This is a genomic window from Nocardiopsis exhalans, from assembly GCF_024134545.1.
Classification (GTDB): Bacteria; Actinomycetota; Actinomycetes; order Streptosporangiales; family Streptosporangiaceae; genus Nocardiopsis; species Nocardiopsis exhalans.
In genome coordinates this window covers 7,463,680-7,480,396 of record NZ_CP099837.1, presented here as the reverse complement: position 1 = coordinate 7,480,396, position 16,717 = coordinate 7,463,680, and the positions used below count along the sequence as shown (strand labels likewise).

Annotated in this window: 17 protein-coding genes; 9 read left to right on the top strand and 8 right to left on the bottom strand. The window is 70.8% G+C overall.

Translation table 11 applies throughout. The features are described 5' to 3' along the window. The first annotated feature begins 44 nt into the window (after positions 1–44). On the top strand, positions 45–1,166 hold the full coding sequence (locus NE857_RS33520) for a Kelch repeat-containing protein (protein ID WP_425572014.1): 1,122 nt from the start codon (positions 45–47) through the stop codon (positions 1,164–1,166). A gap of 75 nt (positions 1,167–1,241) precedes the next feature. Here NE857_RS33520 and NE857_RS33515 read toward each other — a convergent pair whose 3' ends face one another. Further along, positions 1,242–1,481, bottom strand: coding sequence for a winged helix-turn-helix domain-containing protein (locus NE857_RS33515; protein ID WP_254419218.1), 240 nt, complete (start codon positions 1,479–1,481; stop codon positions 1,242–1,244). A 163-nt stretch (positions 1,482–1,644) separates the two neighbouring features. On the opposite strand from NE857_RS33515, the gene NE857_RS33510 reads away from it, so the two are divergent. Beyond that, a complete protein-coding gene (locus tag NE857_RS33510) occupies positions 1,645–2,031 on the top strand; it encodes a hypothetical protein (protein ID WP_254419217.1) in 387 nt (128 codons plus the stop codon). Further along, entirely contained in the window at positions 2,031–2,426 is a 396-nt protein-coding gene (locus NE857_RS33505; RefSeq protein WP_254419216.1) for a hypothetical protein, read from the top strand. Before NE857_RS33510 ends, NE857_RS33505 begins: the two co-directional genes overlap by 1 nt. 61 nt (positions 2,427–2,487) lie before the next feature. On the opposite strand, the gene NE857_RS33500 is transcribed toward NE857_RS33505, so the two are convergent. Together NE857_RS33500 and NE857_RS33495 are read right to left on the bottom strand one after the other, a co-directional pair. After that, positions 2,488–3,861, bottom strand: a complete 1,374-nt coding sequence (locus tag NE857_RS33500; protein WP_254419215.1) for an alpha/beta hydrolase domain-containing protein — start codon at positions 3,859–3,861, stop codon at positions 2,488–2,490. A gap of 132 nt (positions 3,862–3,993) precedes the next feature. Next, entirely contained in the window at positions 3,994–4,917 is a 924-nt protein-coding gene (locus NE857_RS33495) for a PfkB family carbohydrate kinase (protein WP_254419214.1), read from the bottom strand. Positions 4,918–5,112: 195 nt separating this feature from the next. On the opposite strand from NE857_RS33495, the gene NE857_RS33490 reads away from it, so the two are divergent. Together NE857_RS33490 and NE857_RS33485 are read left to right on the top strand one after the other, a co-directional pair. Continuing rightward, a complete protein-coding gene (locus NE857_RS33490) occupies positions 5,113–5,913 on the top strand; it encodes a VOC family protein (RefSeq protein WP_254419213.1) in 801 nt (266 codons plus the stop codon). A gap of 144 nt (positions 5,914–6,057) precedes the next feature. After that, a complete protein-coding gene (locus tag NE857_RS33485) occupies positions 6,058–6,852 on the top strand; it encodes a VOC family protein (protein WP_254419212.1) in 795 nt (264 codons plus the stop codon). 94 nt (positions 6,853–6,946) lie between these two features. On the opposite strand, the gene NE857_RS33480 is transcribed toward NE857_RS33485, so the two are convergent. The 5 genes from NE857_RS33480 to NE857_RS33460 form a co-directional block, all read right to left on the bottom strand. Continuing rightward, a complete protein-coding gene (locus NE857_RS33480) occupies positions 6,947–8,518 on the bottom strand; it encodes a long-chain-fatty-acid--CoA ligase (protein ID WP_254419211.1) in 1,572 nt (523 codons plus the stop codon). A 72-nt stretch (positions 8,519–8,590) separates the two neighbouring features. Next, on the bottom strand, positions 8,591–9,502 hold the full coding sequence (locus NE857_RS33475) for an amidohydrolase family protein (protein WP_254419210.1): 912 nt from the start codon (positions 9,500–9,502) through the stop codon (positions 8,591–8,593). A gap of 90 nt (positions 9,503–9,592) precedes the next feature. Then, on the bottom strand, positions 9,593–10,258 hold the full coding sequence (locus tag NE857_RS33470; protein WP_254419209.1) for a hypothetical protein: 666 nt from the start codon (positions 10,256–10,258) through the stop codon (positions 9,593–9,595). A 128-nt stretch (positions 10,259–10,386) separates the two neighbouring features. After that, complete coding sequence (locus NE857_RS33465) at positions 10,387–11,226, bottom strand: EamA family transporter (RefSeq protein ID WP_254419208.1); 840 nt, start codon at positions 11,224–11,226, stop codon at positions 10,387–10,389. 172 nt (positions 11,227–11,398) lie between these two features. After that, positions 11,399–11,887 carry an Lrp/AsnC family transcriptional regulator gene (locus NE857_RS33460; protein ID WP_026117104.1) on the bottom strand — a complete coding sequence of 163 codons (489 nt, stop codon included), beginning with the start codon at positions 11,885–11,887 and terminating at the stop codon, positions 11,399–11,401. Positions 11,888–12,074: 187 nt separating this feature from the next. Between NE857_RS33460 and NE857_RS33455 the strand changes: the two genes are divergently transcribed. The 4 genes from NE857_RS33455 (at position 12,075) to NE857_RS33440 (ending at position 16,715) form a co-directional block, all read left to right on the top strand. After that, positions 12,075–13,349, top strand: coding sequence for an MFS transporter (locus tag NE857_RS33455; protein ID WP_254419207.1), 1,275 nt, complete (start codon positions 12,075–12,077; stop codon positions 13,347–13,349). Positions 13,350–13,442: 93 nt separating this feature from the next. Next, positions 13,443–14,162, top strand: a complete 720-nt coding sequence (locus NE857_RS33450) for a TetR/AcrR family transcriptional regulator (RefSeq protein ID WP_254419206.1) — start codon at positions 13,443–13,445, stop codon at positions 14,160–14,162. A 125-nt stretch (positions 14,163–14,287) separates the two neighbouring features. Next, a complete protein-coding gene (locus NE857_RS33445; RefSeq protein ID WP_254419205.1) occupies positions 14,288–15,058 on the top strand; it encodes a siderophore-interacting protein in 771 nt (256 codons plus the stop codon). A gap of 334 nt (positions 15,059–15,392) precedes the next feature. Continuing rightward, entirely contained in the window at positions 15,393–16,715 is a 1,323-nt protein-coding gene (locus NE857_RS33440) for an MFS transporter (RefSeq protein WP_254419204.1), read from the top strand. The last annotated feature ends 2 nt before the right edge of the window (positions 16,716–16,717 follow it).

The following is a 16,717-nucleotide window of genomic DNA, read 5'->3' as shown; positions in this document are numbered from 1 at the left end:
CCGCCGCCCTACCCCCTGATCCCCCAGAGCACCGGAGCGAACGTATGCGCCTCACCGGCCGTCCAGGACCCATCGCGACCTGTCTGGCCGGGTTCGCTCTGACGGCTACGGGTTGTTCGGCCATGGAAACCGAGGAGTGGGATGTGTCCGTCTCCGTCGGTGAGCTGTCCGCTGCCCCCTTCGGTACCCGCATCGACCACAGCCTCCTGTGGACCGGTGCGGAACTGTTCGTCTGGGGTGGGAGCAGCGAGGGACAGCAGCGCCTCCACGACGACGGCGCCGCCTACTCCCCGGACACCGACTCCTGGCGCACGGTCGCGGATTCGGACCTGGAAGCGCGTGCCCGGCACACCGCCGTGCTCCTCGGGGACCAGCGGGTGCTCGTCTGGGGAGGTGCCACCGGTACGCATTCCGGAGAGAAGGACGGACGCATGGCCAGGGACGGTGCTGTCTACGACCCCGGAACCGACTCCTGGGAGCCGGTCGCCGACGCTCCGGAGGCAAGGGAGTCGGCGTCGGCGATCGTGACGGGCGGCCACGTCGTCTTCGGCGGAAGCGGCTACCAGGACGACCTCCTCGTGTACTCGCTCAAGGACGACACCTGGGACACCGTTCCCCTGACCGGTGCCGGGGAGTTGTTCCGCGTGCTCGATCTGGTGGCCGTCGACGACGAGGTCGTCCTGGTCGGGGCCACGGCCGATCGTATGCTCACGGGACGTTTCCGAGTGGGAGACGAGGGCGTGTCCGTGTCCGAGTTCGAAGAGGTCGAGGACCCGACCGGGGCGTACGTCGGGCTGGTCTCGCTGCCGGGAGACAAAGCAGTCCTGGCGGTCAGGGAGAGCCGCGGCGGGCGCCTGTACGAGCTCGACGGGCGGGGTCAGGCGGAGACGGTGCACGAGGCCGACACCTTCCGCCCGCCGGTACACACGGTCTCCCATCCCGCGCTGTCGGGGGAGATGGGGTTCGTGGAGGGACTGGGAGTGGTCTCGGCCAGTGCCGGTGAGTTCAGTGTGTGGGACGTGGACACCGGCCTGACCCATCGATCGAGGGGTCAGGCGCTCGACGGCTACTGCGGCCCGATCGAACCCGTCGGCGCGAATGCCCTGATCGGTTGGGGCGGCCGGTGCGAGACCGGTGGGATCAGGGTCGACCTGCGAGCCCAGTAGAGCCCGGGCTCGCCTACCTGCTGTGAGCAGACTGATCGGCCTGGTCTGATGAGAGCACCGCCTACGCCCGCGCGGTCAGACCACGAAGGTGCCCTTGCCCGGGAGGGTCTTGACCAGCTCCCGGTCACGGAGCTCCTTCGTCGCGCGACGGGCGGTGCCCACGGCGACGCCGTAGGTATCGGCGAGCTCTCTTTCACCGGGAAGCTTCGCCCCGGAGGGCAGGTCCCCAGATGTGATGCGCGCCGCCACGTGGTCGGCGAGTTCGGCGTAGACGTAGGCGTCCGGGGACGGTGCGAAGTCTGGAACATCACTCATGGGAGCACCGTAAGACGCCTGTGAGCTGCACAAACATTTCGGTAGCTCTATACTGCTTCATGAAGCGGTATAGAGCGCGTACAGTGGAGTCTCAACTACACAAGAGGCGGCCCGGCGGTGCTACCAACACCCCGGGCCCGGACAAGCAACAGGAGTGCTTGCCATGGGCTACGTTACTGCCCTCTTTGCCATGCCCGCACGGATGCTCCGCCCCACCAGGGGGTGGCACACGAGTCCCTACGGATACTTCCGCGAACTGTTCGCGGAGCTGCGCCGTAACCGTGCGCGTCGGGTGCGTCGCTACGCGGAGAACGTCCCCTTCGTCTTCGAGGTCGGGTCCCGGCCGGAACCGGCTCCGTTCGTTCCCGCCCCGCGACGGCCCGCTGACCACGTCCCCGTGGCGGATCCGCACGCTCTGGAAGACCCGGACGAGCTCGTTCCGGGTTACTACCGAGACTGGGAACGCAAGGAAGCCCTTCGCCGGGTGGACCGGAGCCGGTTGGGTGTGGCCGTGCTTCACACGATCGCCGAGCACGGGGAGGCGGCGTGATGAACGCGAACCACGAGGCGCAGGGGTCACCTGACACCATCGACTCGCTCGGCCTCCCAGCGGACATCATGGTGACGGAGTTGTCCCGCCTGCTGGCGACGCCGGGGTTCCTCGGGCAGAGCGTGGCCACCCTCCGGCGCGCGGACGGCGCGTTCAACGTGCTCGACGAGCTGATGCGCAACGGCGACCCGCTCCCGCGCCGCTGGTCGGTGAAGGGTAGGCCGGAACGCCACGGGCCGGTGACCGAGCTCTACGACTCCGTTTCCGAGACCCTGCGTGAGGTGGGCGGGGCCGCGCAGTCCTTCATGGCTCTGCGTCGCGCGGCCGCGGACTGGCGTGCGCTCGATGCCGCGCTGCGTTCCGGGTGGCCGCTTCCGGAGCCCTGGCAGCGGTAGCCGTGCCGGTGGGGAGGGTGCCGTCGCCCGAAGGCTGACGGCACCCTCCCCGCACGCCCGGCTACCACCAGGGATAACGGGTCTCCAGCATGGTGGTACGGGAGGCCTGCGCGTCCTCCGGGCGGATGTAGCCCGCGTGCCGGGCCTGGTTCACGGTCTGGAGCACCTGGGCGGCGTACCCTCCCCTGCGCGGGTACAGCTCCTGCAGGGTCTCCTCGTCGAAGGGGATGTGGGCGCCCGACAGGAAACAGAACGGGTCACCGGTGTTGTCGCCGTGGTTGAGCGCGGTGGCGACCTCGTGCTCGGCCAGCCTGATCCCGCCGAGCTGGTTGCCGTGCTCGTCACGGCTGGCCGTCACGGGGCCGTCCCACTCCAGGCGCGGTGCCGCCGGCGGTGCAGTACCGTCCCGGACCCAGTCGACGAGGCGGTCGTAGGCGGAGTTCAGCACGTGGTGGAACGGGACCCGGCTGTACGGGGGCAGGTCGCACTGCTGCGGTTCGGTCCCCGGGTTCTCCCGGGCGATGAGCGGGGCGAAGGCGCGGTACTCGAAGTGGCCCACGTGCGCGGTCCCGGCGACCTCCCAGCGGCGGAAGTGCTCGGTGTCGGGCTCCTGGCCCTGGGACCTGGTCCTGACATCGGTCTCCGCCATGAGCCGCATGACCGGCGTGGTGCCCTCGTCCAGCGCGGTGGGGGCGCCGTGGATCATGAAGGCGTCGACCGCCTGGTGGCCGGGGTGGAACCGGTTGTGGTACTCGGACAGGTAGCGGGCCGACTGGGAGTGCCCGGTGGCGATGATCGTGCCGACGTCGAAGCCGGGCAACGGATCGGCACCCTGCGGTGAGCGCAGGGCCCTCGCGGTCTGGGAGTAGATGTCGAACGCCGGGGCGTCGGCCAGCTCCGGGCCGCCGACGGTCAGGTCCCCGTAGCGGTCGGGGTCCCAGGCCCGGAGGGCGTCGACCCCGACCCGCTGGGCGGACAGCCCCACCCAGACGTGCCCCTCGCCCATGAAGTAGTCGTGGGACAGGAACCAGTCGATCTCGATGTCCTGGCCGAAGCTGACGTTGTTCCATTCCAGGAAGGCGGCGCCGCTGAAGTCGTCGGCGCTGGCCGGGCGCCGGACGACCATCCGGGTGAGGTAGGGGGTGGATCCGGCGGTGGGGTGTTCGGCGGTGCCTTCGAGAAGGAACTCCTCCTCGATGTAGTCGTACGCGGCGAGGTCGGCTTCTACGGGCTCGCCCTCCTCGATCGGGGGGACCTCGGGCCCGACGGCGGACATGAAGGGGTAGGAGTCGGCGGTGACGGGGAGCGGTCCGGACACGGTGGCGGTCGGATCTTCCACGGGTTCGGCCTGGGCCGGTACCGCTCCGAGCAGGCCGAGGGCGACGGTCGATCCGAGCAGGACCGCGCCGAAACGACGGGGGGACCGGGGGGACATGCGCGAGTTCACCTCTGGTGTGGTCGGCGTTGCGGGCATGCTAAGTCGGGCCGCACGGTGCCACAAGGAGTTCCGGCACCAGCACCCCCGCCGCGGGACAGGACCGGTGGAACCACGGATGGGGCGCTGCCCTCAACGGTGCGCCAGGAACTCCTCCAGCTCCTCCGTGGTGGGGGAGGCGGCCGGACCCGGGCGGGTGACGGCGACGGCGGCGGCCGCGTTGGCGCGGCGGGCCGCAGCCACCGGCGACAGCCCCGCGGCCAGGGCGGCGGTGAACACCCCCACGTGCGCGTCCCCCGCGCCGTTGGTGTCGACCGCCCGCACCGCGAAACCCGGCACCCGCCGGGGCGCGGTGCCCCGAGTGGCCACCAGACATCCCTCGGCGCCGTCGCGCAGCACCACCACACCGGCCGGGCGGACGCGTTCGGCCAGCAGCGCGGCGGCCTCTTCGAGGGCACCGGTGCCGGTGACTGTGACCGCCTCGGCGGCGGACAGGCTCAGCACGTCCGTGCGGGCCAGTACCCGGGAGAGGGTTTGGGCGGGGATGTCACCAGCCACCGGTGCCGGGTCCAGGACCAGCCGAACCCCCTCCGGTAGCTCACCGATCCAGGTCACCAGCTCGTCCGCGCGCGGCCCGGGCAGGAGTGAGTACCCGACCGTGTAGACGAGGTCACCGGGCTCGGGGCGCAGGGCGCGCAGGTCCGACAGGGGCAGGTCCATCTCCGCGCCCAGGTGGGTGATGAAGGTGCGTTCGGCGGAGGCGTCCACCAGGGCCACGCAGAACCCGGTGTCCTCGGGGCGCGGGCGGTGCGCGACGCGGACCCCCTCGGCGCGCAGCGCGGAACGGACCAGGTCGCCGTGGGGCCCGGTCCCGTGCGCCCCGCCGTAGACCACCTCCATCCCGGCCCGGGCCGCGGCGGCGATCACGTTGAACCCGCCCCCGGGGAGCGTGCGGGCGGTACTGGCGAACGTGCCGCCGCCCTGTTCGGGCAGGGCGCCGACGGTCATGGCGACGTCGATGATCACCGGTCCCACATGGTGGAGGCGTCCGGTCACGGCGGGGGTCCCTTCGTCGGGTTCGGGTGGCGGGGTTCGGGGGCGGTCGGGTTCGATCGGCTCCGCTACCGGATCGTCCCGCCCCGTTCGACATGTCAGTGAATGTCGGGGTTGTCGAGTCTTTGCCGCGAGGTTCCCACGCCTCCCGGACGATCACGGTCAGACTCGGAGGGGAGACGCGTTACGGGAGGCAGCATGATCACGACCGACTTCGTCAACGGCTCCCCGTGCTGGGTCGACCTCGGGGCCACGGACATCGAGGCCTCGGCCGAGTTCTACACGAGGGTGTTCGGCTGGGAGGCCTCGTACACGGGTTCCCGCATGGCCGGTTACAAGCTCATGAGGTCGGACGGCGCCGCCGTGGCAGGGATCGCGCCGCGCATCGACGAGGACGAGCCGCCCGAGTGGGGTGTGCAGTTCTGGGTCACCGACATCGAGGGCGCCGCCGTGCGGGCCCAGGAGCTCGGCGGGACGATCCTGGTGGAGCCGATGGACCTGTACGAGTTCGGCCGGTTCGCGCACATCGCCGACCCCCAGGGCGGCTGGTTCACCCTCTGGCAGGCCGGTTCCTTCACCAGCGCCGAGGCCGTGGACCGGCCGAACTCGCTCTGCTGGGTGGAGCTGTGGACGCCCTCCGCGCAGGGCTCCAGGGAGTACTACGGCGGCCTGTTCGGCTGGGACTTCGAGGACGTCGGGCTGCCCGGGGGCGAGGGCGTCTACACCAGGATCCGCCCGGCGGGGCTGGGCGAGGACCGCTACTTCGGCGGTCTGATGGAGATGCCCGCCGAGCAGTTGCCGCAGGCCGAGGGCCGGGCCGACTGGCACCCGGTGTTCGAGGTGGCCGACTGCGACGCGACCGCCGACACGGTCAAGGCGGCGGGCGGCCAGGTGTTCATGGGGCCGGAGGACGCCCCGGGGGTGGGCCGGATGGCGGTGTGCTCCGACCCCTTCTCCGCCGGGTTCGTCCTACTCGACCCTCGGACGGGCCGGGACTGACCCCGTGGTCCGGGACCGGACCCGGGCGGACGACGGTCGCACACCGGCGGGTGGGCCGCGGTGATGATCGAGACTTTGCCGGGAGGAGCCCCGGAATGTCGGTGACCCGGAGCACACTCGGGTGGAGTCACTTGGGGAGGCAGCATGATCACCACCGACTACGTGATCGGTTCGCCCTGTTGGGTCGAGCTGACCACTTCCGACGTGGACCGGGCGCTCGAGTTCTACGGGAAGGTGTTCGACTGGACGGCCGAGTCGGCCGGGCCGGAGACCGGCGGTTACCTGAAGATCCTGTCCGAGGGGGCGCTGGTCGGCGGCCTCGGGCCGAAGATGTCCGAGGACGATCCGGTCTCCTGGTCGATCTACTACAACACCCCTGACCTGGACATGTCGTTCCAGCGGGCCCGGGAACTGGGTGCCACGGCCCTGGTGGAGCCGATGGACGTCATGGGCTTGGGCCGGATGGCCCACCTGAGCGACCCGCAGGGCGGGACGGTCGCGCTCTGGGAGGCCGGGACGCTGCCCGGGATGGAACGGACCGACGAGCCCGGCACCTTGATGTGGGCCGAACTGTGGACGCCCTCCGCGCAGGGCGCCCGGGCTTTCTACGGTGGTCTGTTCGGCTGGGAGTTCGAGGACGTCGACCTGCCCGGGGGCGAGGGCAGGTACTCCACGCTGCGCCCGGCGGGGCTGGGTGAGGACCGCTACTTCGGCGGGATCATGGGCATGGACCCGGCCGACCTCCCACAGACCGGGGGTCGGGCCGACTGGCACCCGGTCTTCCACGTCACCGACTGCGACGCCGCCGCCGCCGAGGTCCGGAAGGCGGGCGGCCAGGTGCTCATGGGGCCGGAGGACGCCCCGGGAGTGGGGCGGCTGGCGGCCTGCTCCGATCCGCTCTCCGCCGGGTTCGTCCTACTCACCCCGAACCCCGGCTAGGGCGCCCTTCCGAATCCGCTCCGTCCCCGACCCGCCGCCCTGTCCCGCGCATGGTCGCGGGACGAGGACGGGACAGCGGTGTTCGTCTTCGGGGCTACTGCCGGGAGACGGCTGAGGCGCCGCCGCGCAGGACGAACTTCTGGATCTTGCCGGTGGCGGTCTTGGGCAGCTGTTCCACGAACTCCACCTGGGTGGGCGCCTTGAAGTGCGCGAGGTTGTCGCGGGCGAAGGCGATGATCTCCTCCTCCGTCGCCGAGGCCCCCTCGCGCAGCACCACGGAGGCGCGCGGGGTCTCGCCCCAGCGCTCGTGCGCAACCCCCACGATCGCCACCTCCAGCACCGCCGGATGACGCAGCAGGACGCCCTCCACCTCCACCGAGGAGATGTTCTCCCCGCCGGAGATGATCACGTCCTTGAGCCGGTCCTGGATCTCCACGTAACCGTCCGGGTGGGTGACGGCGGCGTCGCCGGTGCGGAACCAGCCGTCGCCCATCGCCCGCTCGGTGGCTTCGGGGTCGTTGTAGTAGCCCTTCATCACCACGTTGCCGCGCACGGTGATCTGGCCGACCGTCCTGCCGTCCCAGGGCACCTCGGCGCCGGACTCGTCGACCACCCGCAGCTCACCGGAGGTGATCAGCTCGACCCCCTGGCGGGCCTTGACCGCACCGCGTTCGCGCACGGACAGCTCCCGGTGCTCGGGCAGGGGCTCGCAGACGGTGATGAACGGGGTGGTCTCGGTCAGGCCGTACACGTGGGTGACGGTCCAGCCGAAGTCCTCCTCCAGCCGCTCGATGGTCTCGGCCGCGGGCGAGGCCCCGGCGGTCACCACGTGCACCCCCGGCGGTACGGCGCCGCGGACGTCCGCTGGGGTGTTGGAGAGCATGATCAGCACCGTGGGCGCCGCGCACAGCCAGCTGACCTCCTCGGTGCGGATCAGCTCGAACACCCGCGCCGGGTCCATGACGGGCAGGCACACGTGGGTGCCCCCGGCCGCGGTGACCGTCCACGTGTAGGTCCAGCCGTTGGCGTGGAACATCGGCAGGGTCCACAGGTACTTCTCGCCGAGCCCGACGCGCAGGTGCAGCAGGGTGCCCACCGAGTTCATGTAGGCGTTGCGGTGGGTGATCATCACGCCCTTGGGGCGCGCGGTCGTCCCCGACGTGTAGTTGATGGTCAGCAGGTCCGTCTCCGCGATCTCCGGCCGCATGAAGTCGGGGGTGGCCGAGGCGACCAGGGACTCGTAGTCCTCCCAGCCGTCCCGTGCCCCCGCCAGGGCGACGAACCTCTCCACGCCCGGCATCTGGTCGCGTACGCTGTCGACCGCGTCGAGCTGGTCGGCGTGCACGCACAGCACCTTGGCGCCGGAGTGGTTGACGATGTAGACGAAGTCGTCGGCGGTCAGGCGGAAGTTGACTGGGACGAGGACCGCGCCCAGTTGCGGGACCGCGTAGAAGGATTCGAGCTGGGCGTGGGTGTTGGGCGCGATGTAGGCGACCCGGTCGCCCTGTTCGACGCCCATGCCCTGGAGTGCCGACGACCAGCGGTCGCAGCGGTCGAAGAACTGCTCGTAGGTCAGCCGGAGCTCCCCGTCGACCACCGCCTCGCGGTGCGGGTGCAGTCGGCGGGTCCGGCGGGCGAACTCCAGGGGGGTCAGGGTGAGTTCCATCGTGCCCTCTCTGCTGTGACGTCGCTTCGCTGTGCTGGTTGTGGCGGGTGACCGGGAACGACGGCCGGATGACTAGGGCGCTTCGGGCCCGGACCGCAGGTCGAACAGCCGCGCGGCGTTGTCGTGCAGGACCCCGCGCAGCCAGTCGTCGCCCAGGTCCAGCCGGACCAGGGACCGGATCTGCTCGTAGTAGGAGTACGGGATGTTCGGGAAGTCGGTACCCAGGAGCACGCGGTCGCCGAACTCCCGCAGCCGGGCGAACTCGGAGCGGGGGAAGGGGGACCGCTGTTCGATGAACGGGGTGAACGCCATGGTGGTGTCCAGGTGGACGCGGTCGTACCGCTCGACCAGGTCCAGGAAGGGCGTGTACTCGGGTGCGCCCGCGTGGGCGATCACCGCGGTCAGCTCCGGGTGCTGGCGGAGCACCCCGGCGAAGGGTTCGGGGCCGGTGAAGTTCCCGGGGATCGGCCCGGAGGCGCAGTGCACGACCACCGGGGTCCCGGAGTCGGCGAGGGCTCCCCAGACATCGGTGAGCAGGGGGTCGCGCGGGTCGTAGGCGCCGACCTGGAGGTGGGCCTTGAAGATCCTGGTGCCCGAGCCGATCGCCTCGGCCACGTAGTCCTTTGCCTCGGGTTCAGGGTAGAAGGTGGCGCTGCGCAGCGAGTCGGGGTTCCGGCGGGCGAACTCGGCGGCCCAGCCGTTGAGCCAGGCGGCCATGTCCGGGCGGTGCGGGTAGGAGAGCGCGCTGAAGCGCAGGACCCCGAAGTCCCGCAGGGTGGCGACGCGCTCCTCCTGACTGAACCGGTAGGTGATGGGCCAGACCCCCTCGCCGAGGGCCTCGAAGTAGGCCCACACCTTGCGCAGCACGTTGTCCGGCATGAAGTGCGTGTGCACGTCCACGAGACCGGGGAGTCCGAGACCGCTCCAGACGCGGCGGATCTCGGCGCTCTCGTCGGCCCCGGGAGGCGGTGAGATTCCAGTCACACCGGTCAGCCTACGGCCAATCCGAACCGCGCTCGGGGCTGGGTCCGGACCGGGGTCCGGGGTAGGTCGGTGTCGGAGAACGGCGTGGGGTCAGGCGTTGGAGATCGAGGTGGCCCCGATGAGCATGGTCATGTCGAACTGCTGGTCGTCCCACTCGTCGGTGGAGCACGAGGAGGTGAGCACGAGTTCGGAGTCGTCGAGCCACAGCACACCGGCCCGGAACGTGCGGTTCTCCTCGGAGTTGTCGAAGGTGGCGTGCTTGGTCTCGAACTCGAAGGTCTCGCCCGAGTCGGCCATGATCCGGTAGGGCGTGGCGGGCTGCTCGACCGGGGCGTTTCCGGTCCGCTCGGTGATGTCGTCGATCAGGTAGTTGAGGGCTCCGACCGGCTCGTACCCGTCCTCGCGCGCCTGCTCGACCCCGGTGGTCTGGTGGAACAGCACGTCGCAGCCGGTGCCGTCCAAGCTGGCGTGGTGCGTGTTGAGCTCGGGGTCGTACTCGATGGTCCAGCCGGTGGCGAACGACGGCGGGACCCAGTCCGGGTCGCCACCGGGGGCGGGCGCCCCGGGATCTTCGGAGACGGGCTGCTCGGGCGTTTCGGTGGGGCCCTCGGTGGGTTCCTCGACCGCCTCGCCGCCCCGGGCGGTCTCGGGGGCCAGCTGGCCGGCGTCCCGCACGAGTCCGCAGCCGGTGAGGAGCATCCCGGCGGTGAGCGTGGCGAAGAGGGTCACGGGGGCGGTGTATCGCTTGTTCGTCATACCCGTTGGGACCCCCGCCCCGCGCCCCCGGTTACTGAGTAGGACTACTCACTTCTGGCCGGATCAGGCCCCGAACCCGCTCCGGCCCGGGCCGCGGGACCCGACTGGGGCCAGTGGTGCCCAGGGGGTCACAGGGCCAGCAGGAGGACCCCGGAGACGACCACGGCCGAGGCGACGATCCGGACCGGACCGAAGCGCTCCCGGAAGAACACCAGCCCGATCAGCGCCGCGAAGACGATGCTGGTCTCCCGCAGCGCCGCGATCCCCGCGACCGCCCCGGACAGCTGCGCCCACAGAACCAGGCCGTAGGCGCCCGCGCTGACGGCGCCGCCGAGCAGACCGACCTTCCAGATCGGCCTGAGCTGGTCGACCAGCTTCCGCTTCCTGGCAGCCAGAGCCACCAGGAAGAACACGGGGCCCTGAAGGGTCATGATCCAGGCGATATAACCCAGCGGATCCTGGGTCAGCCGGACCCCGTAGGCGTCCACCACGGTGTAGGAGGCGATCGCCAGCCCGGTCGTGAAGGCGGCCAGGAGCGCGGGCACGTGCTGGCGTCGGGGGAGCCCGCCGGCGAACACCAGGACCATGAGCCCGGCCGAGATGACCAGGACCCCGGCCAGCTCCGCGGGTGGCAGGGTCTCGCCGAGCAGGACCACTCCGATCAGCGCGACCACCCAGGGCGCGGTTCCTCGTGCCAGCGGGTAGACCTGCCCGAAGTCCCCGGTCCGGTAGGACAGCATCAGCAGGGTCAGGTAGAGCAGGTGCGTGACCAGGGATCCCAGCAGGATCGGCCAGGCCTCGGGCGGCGGCATCCCGACCACGAACAGCAGCGGGAGGGCCGCGAGCATCCCGCCGAGGCCGATCAGCGCGAACCCGAGCAGCCGGTCGGTGATCGCGTGCGCGATCGCGTTCCACGCCGCGTGCAGCAGCGCCGCGACCAGTACTGCGACAACGATCGGTGTGGTCATTGGATGTCTCACAGAGGGGAAGGGGAACCCCGCAAGGCTAGTGCCCGCCCTGTTCCCCTGGCTCCGGGGTGGTGCGCGAGGCGGTGACCGGTAGGCCCGGCGCCCGCGCGAAGCGGTGCCGGAGCCCCGGCGGATGCGGCCCGTGGGATCCGGTCCCCTGGCCGCCCGCGGTTCAGTGGTGGCGGCGGTGGGCGCGGGCGTTGGTGGGCGCGATCTGGTGGTTGCGCAGGTGCTCGTAGACGATCGAGGCGCGCACGTCGGCGACCTCGGGGCGTTCGGTCAGCTTGTCCACCACGAAGGCGTACAGGCTGTTGTTGTCCGGCAGGGCCACGTGCACCAGGAAGTCCTCGTTCCCCGAGGTGACGAACACGGACAGGGTGTCCGGCAGGGCGCGGACCCAGTCGCGGAAGGCCTCGATGTTGTGACGTGAGGGTTTCACGACGCTGACGGTGATGAGCGCCTGGACCGGGCGGCCGATGAGTTCGAGGTCCACGTCCAGGAGTGAGCCCCGAATCACACCCTTTTCTCGGAGCGCACGGGTCCGATCCAGCGTGGTCGTGGGCGATGCGCCGACCGCCGCGGCCACATCCCGGTTGGTTTTTCGTGCGTCTGACTGCAGTTCGGCCAGAATCGCCGTATCTAGTTCGTCAAGATCAGCCATGTTCGAAGTTTACCCGTATTTAATACGGGTTGTTGAGTTTGACACCGGAACATGCGTAACATTTGAGCGAAAAGGTCGTATTTGGCTCGCCAGGGGGAGACCCTTCCTGGACGGCAACGTCGCCCGCCGGTCGGCCCCGCTCTGGTGCAACGTCGCACCGCCGCAACACAAAGGGACGTCCGTCACCGTGAGACCTTCCTCTGTCGCGGTCGTCACCGACCGATCGTCGGTACGCCCGGAACTACGGGGCCGCATCCTGGCCCTGGTCGCCATCATCTGCGCGGCGCTCAACCTGCGCCTCGTCGTCACCTCCCTCTCCCCGCTGTTGACCACCGTGGGCGAGGAGTTCGGCTTCGCCGCCACCGTCGTCGGCGTCTTCGGCACCCTGCCGCTGGTCGCCTTCGCGATCTTCGGCCTGGTCACCCCCGCGATCATGCGCCGTCTGGGCCCCGAGGCCACGGCGGCGCTGAGCATGCTCCTGGCCGGTGCGGGCCAGGTGATGCGCGCCTTCGCCCCCGACACCGCAACCCTGCTGGTGCTGACCGGGATCGCGCTCACCGGCGCCGCCCTGGGCAACGTCGTGCTGCCCCCGCTGATCAAGCAGTACTTCCCGGACCGGATCGCCGCCCTCAGCACGGTCCAGATGGTCGCCATCCATATCGGAGCCCTCTTCCCGCCCCTGGTCGCGGTCCCCCTGGCCGAGGTCGCCGGGTGGCGCGTGGCCCTGGGCGCGTGGTCCTTCCTGGCCCTGGCCGCGGCGGTGCTGTGGACCGTCCAGTGGCGCCGCCCCGGAACGGTCCCGCGTGCCGCACTCCCCTCGGGCGGACCGGCCCTGGCCCGCCCGATCTGGCGGGTGGGTATGGCCTGGCGGATGGCGCTGCTGTTCGGCATGGTCACCTGGAACGTCTTCACGCTGTTCACCTGGCTGCCAGCCCTGCTCAACGACGCCGGGCACAGCGCCGCCATGGCCGGGAGCATGGTCTCCCTGATGGTCGGCACCAGCCTGCTGTTCGGCCTGGTCGCGCCCACCGTCACGCTGCGCGCGGCCAACACCTTCCCGATCGTCGCGCTCGGGCTGAGCGGCTACGGCATCGGCTACCTCGGCGTGGCCGTGGCCCCCGAGTACGCCCCGCTGTGGGTGCTCTTCCTCGGTATGGGCACCAGCCTGTTCGTGGTCGTCATGACCATGATCAACGCCCGCAGCGCCACCCCGCGGGGGGCCGCGGCCCTGTCCGGGTTCGTGCAGGGCGCGGGCAGCGGGATCGCGCTGGGCGGCCCGCTGCTGTTCGGCCTCTTCGGGGAGCTCACCGGCGGGTGGACCCTGTCCTACGTGCTGATCGCCGGCGGCTCACTGGCCGTGGCCGCCGTCGTCGCCTACGTCGAACGCACCCCGTGGACGATCGAGGCCGCCGCGCAGGGCCGCCACCCCGACCGGCGCGCCGACGAACTCCTGCACGACTGAGTCCGCTGAGACCGCGCGGCGCGGCCGGGCTCCGCGGCCGGACCCCACGCCACGGCTAGGCTCTGGGGCGGAACAGTCCGTGGAGGAGGGGCGATGACCGCACAGACCCGGCGCGAGCGGCTTCGGGCGGCGACCCTGGCGGAGGCCCGGACCACCGCCCGGCGCCTGCTCGTGGAGCGCGGTACCGCCGCGGTCACGGTGAACGCCGTCGCGCGTGAGATGGGGCTGAGCGGCCCCGCGCTGTACCGGTACTTCACCGGGCACGACGAGCTGGTCGAGGCGATGATCACCGACTTCTACCAGGAGTTGGGCAGGGTTGTCGCCGCCGCGCGCGAGCTGCACGCGGACGGTTCGCCCGGGGACCGGTTGCTCGCGATGTGCCGGGCACTGCGCGGGTGGGCCGTGGCCCACCCGGCCGAGTTCGAGTGGACCTTCGCCCGCCCGCTGCGGGAGTCGCGCGGGCACGTGCCGGACTCGCCCCGGCGGGCCGCGGCCGTCGGGTTCGAACGGGCCTTCCTCGGGGAGTTCGTCGCGCTCTGGGCGCAGGCCCCCTATCCAGCACCCGACCTCGCCGAGCTCGAACCCTCGCTGCGGGAGCAGCTGGTCGCCTACTCGGAGGGGACCGGCGGAGCCCTTCCGCCCGCTGCCGCGCACGTGTTCCTCACGACCTGGGTCCGGATCTACGGGCTGTTGTGCATGGAGGTCCTGGGCCAGCTGGACTTCGCCTACACCGACGCCGGGCCGCTCTTCGAGGAGTACCTGCGCGGGGTCTGCGCGGATCTGGGCCTGGAGTACACGCCCCCGCGGGCCTGATTCGCCGGGCCCTTCGGATGCTCCGGACTCTCCGGGGGCCTTTCGCTGAACCTTGACAGGGCCGGGGGCCGCATGTTGAGTTAGAGGCTCTAACTAAAATGAGAACCTCTATCAAGGAGTGCGTTATGACGGACAAGGCTGTGCGGCGCGGGTCGGCCAACCCCCTGGCACGCCACTTCGACCAGTACCGCTCCGAAGGGGTCGTCACCGAGGTCGGCCAGGTCACGCCGACTCTGCGGCGGATCCGAATCCGGTCCGGGGAACTGACCGGGCGCGAGTACTCGCCCGGTCAGCACGTACGGGTCGAGATCCGCGACCCCCTCTCCCTCTACGGCATCGTCCGCCCCAGTGAGACCCTGCGGACCTACACGATCCGCGACCACTCCCGGGAGCGGGGGGAGTTCGAAGTGTGGTCCCACCTCTACGAGGGGGAGGGCATCGGCCTGCGGTGGGCCCGCTCGGTCAGGGCGGGGGACCCGGTGCGCCTGTGGGGCCCGCAGGGGGAACCGGAACTGGATCGGGCGCCCTACTACCTGTTCGTCGGTGAGGAGACCGGCGCCTGTGCCTTCGAACCCCTCCTGTTCACGCTCGGGCCGAACGTGCGCACCTTCGGGGTCCTGGAGAGCGACACCTCCGAGGACGAGGTGCCGGTCGCCGGTCTGGGGCAGGACGTTCGTGTGCACCGGAACGGGGCATCCGCCGCCTCGTCGCCGCTGCTGCCCGCCGCCGTCGCCGCGATGGAACTGCCGAGCGATCCGGGGTTCGCCCTCGTCGCGGGTGAGGCCCGGACGGGTCAGGCGGTCCGCGCGCACCTGGTCAACGAGCGGGGGTGGCCTCGGAAGGCGGTCCGGGTCACGGCCTTCTGGACCCCGGGGCGGAAGGGCCTGCACCACTGAAAGCCCTGGTGAGGACTGTGCGCCGGGGGCGTACGCCAGTGACATCGGTCATCAGGTGCACAGGGCTTTGCGCGTGCATTTGAGGCCGATAGTGGCCAATTCAACTGATGTCCGTTGCATAGCTACTCAAATGCTCGCCAATGCCTACAACAGGCGCATAATGGCGACATGAGCAACCCACCCCCCGAAAGACCCTCCTTCGTGTTTCCCGCTTTCCCTACCTGACGCCCGCGACCCGCACGCACACCGCGACGGGGGCGGCAGGAGCTTCGCCCGGAGCGGGGCGGCGGGCCCACCCCGTTCCCTCGGGGTACACGACGAGTGGTCGTACACCATGACGATTCAGCGGCGGCAGCCCTACCTGCCACCGAAGCCCCCGGAACTCTCGGAACCACCGGAGCCCCCGGAAGTACCGGAGGGCGGACCCGACGAGGCCGCACCGCTGATCCGGAACCAGGACTTCCAGACCCTGTGGACGAGCCGTTTCTTCGCCGGACTGGGTAAGGAGAGCGGCGAGGTCGCCTATCCGCTGCTGATGCTGCTGTTGGCCGGGTCGGCGGCCCAGGCCGGGTTCGTCGGCGCGGCCCAGGTGGCCACCGCCATGATCACGGCGGTCCTGGGCGGCTCGCTCGCGGACCGGACCGACCGCCGCACCCTTCTGCTGATCTGCGACCTCGGCCGCCTGGTCCTGCTCGTCGCCTTCGCCGGGATGCTGTTCGGCGGGCACGCCACGGTGCCCCTCGTGATCTGTGTGGCGGTGGCGTCCTCGGCGCTGATGGGGATCTCCAACCCGGTCGCCATGGCCGCGATCAAACAGCTCGTGCCGTCCTCGCAGATGGCCAGTGCCGCAGCGCAGAACCAGATCCGCTTCTTCACCACGACCGCCCTCGGCGCGCCCGTCGCCGGGTTCTTCTTCAGCCTGGGCCGGGCCTTCCCCTTCCTGGCGGAGGCCGTCTGCTACCTGGTGTCCACGGCCCTGATCCTGCGCATCCGCAGGCCCATGCAGGCCCACCGCGAAAGCGAACCGGAACGGCTGAGCCTACGCGGCGCGGTGAGCGGGTTCGTGCTGCTGGCCCGGCACCCGATCCTGCGGCCGATGATGCTGTGGATCGTGGGCTTCAACATCGCTTTCACCCAGACCGGGGCGTTCCTGGCGCTGATCGCCACCGCCGACGACCGGGGGGCCTCCAACTTCATGATCGGCCTGACGGTCTCCCTCGCGGGCGCCGGCGGGCTGGCCGGCGCCCTGGTCGCCGGGGCGGTCATCCGCCTGGTGCGGCCCACCGCGATCTTCCTCTTCACGGCCTGGTCCGCGCCGGTGTGCGCGCTCGCGCTCCTGGCCGCGCCGGGTGTGCTCTCACTCGGGCTGATCGTGGGGTGTGTCTTCGCCGCGGTGCCGTGCGTGAACGCGGTGTTCTACGGCTACGTCGCCACATCCGTCCCCGACCGCCTTCAGGGGCGGGCGCTGGGCGCGGTGACGTTCATGTCCCTGCTGTCCCAGCCGATCGGGATCCTCAGCATCGGGCTGCTGTTCGACCTCGCCGGACCGACGATGGTGTTCCTGATGATGGCGGCGGTGTCGGCACTGGCCGCCCTGTTCACGCTCGGGCCGACGATGCGGGCCCTGCCCCGGCCGGAGGAGATCGCGGTGCCGTGACC

Coding starts and splice junctions, on each gene's coding strand:
- NE857_RS33520 (WP_425572014.1), top strand. CDS start 45: ATGCGCCTCACCGGCCGTCCAGGACCCATCGCGACCTGTCTGGCCGGG.
- NE857_RS33515 (WP_254419218.1), bottom strand. CDS start 1,481: ATGAGTGATGTTCCAGACTTCGCACCGTCCCCGGACGCCTACGTCTAC.
- NE857_RS33510 (WP_254419217.1), top strand. CDS start 1,645: ATGGGCTACGTTACTGCCCTCTTTGCCATGCCCGCACGGATGCTCCGC.
- NE857_RS33505 (WP_254419216.1), top strand. CDS start 2,031: ATGAACGCGAACCACGAGGCGCAGGGGTCACCTGACACCATCGACTCG.
- NE857_RS33500 (WP_254419215.1), bottom strand. CDS start 3,861: ATGTCCCCCCGGTCCCCCCGTCGTTTCGGCGCGGTCCTGCTCGGATCG.
- NE857_RS33490 (WP_254419213.1), top strand. CDS start 5,113: ATGATCACGACCGACTTCGTCAACGGCTCCCCGTGCTGGGTCGACCTC.
- NE857_RS33485 (WP_254419212.1), top strand. CDS start 6,058: ATGATCACCACCGACTACGTGATCGGTTCGCCCTGTTGGGTCGAGCTG.
- NE857_RS33480 (WP_254419211.1), bottom strand. CDS start 8,518: ATGGAACTCACCCTGACCCCCCTGGAGTTCGCCCGCCGGACCCGCCGA.
- NE857_RS33470 (WP_254419209.1), bottom strand. CDS start 10,258: ATGACGAACAAGCGATACACCGCCCCCGTGACCCTCTTCGCCACGCTC.
- NE857_RS33465 (WP_254419208.1), bottom strand. CDS start 11,226: ATGACCACACCGATCGTTGTCGCAGTACTGGTCGCGGCGCTGCTGCAC.
- NE857_RS33460 (WP_026117104.1), bottom strand. CDS start 11,887: ATGGCTGATCTTGACGAACTAGATACGGCGATTCTGGCCGAACTGCAG.
- NE857_RS33450 (WP_254419206.1), top strand. CDS start 13,443: ATGACCGCACAGACCCGGCGCGAGCGGCTTCGGGCGGCGACCCTGGCG.
- NE857_RS33445 (WP_254419205.1), top strand. CDS start 14,288: ATGACGGACAAGGCTGTGCGGCGCGGGTCGGCCAACCCCCTGGCACGC.
- NE857_RS33440 (WP_254419204.1), top strand. CDS start 15,393: ATGACGATTCAGCGGCGGCAGCCCTACCTGCCACCGAAGCCCCCGGAA.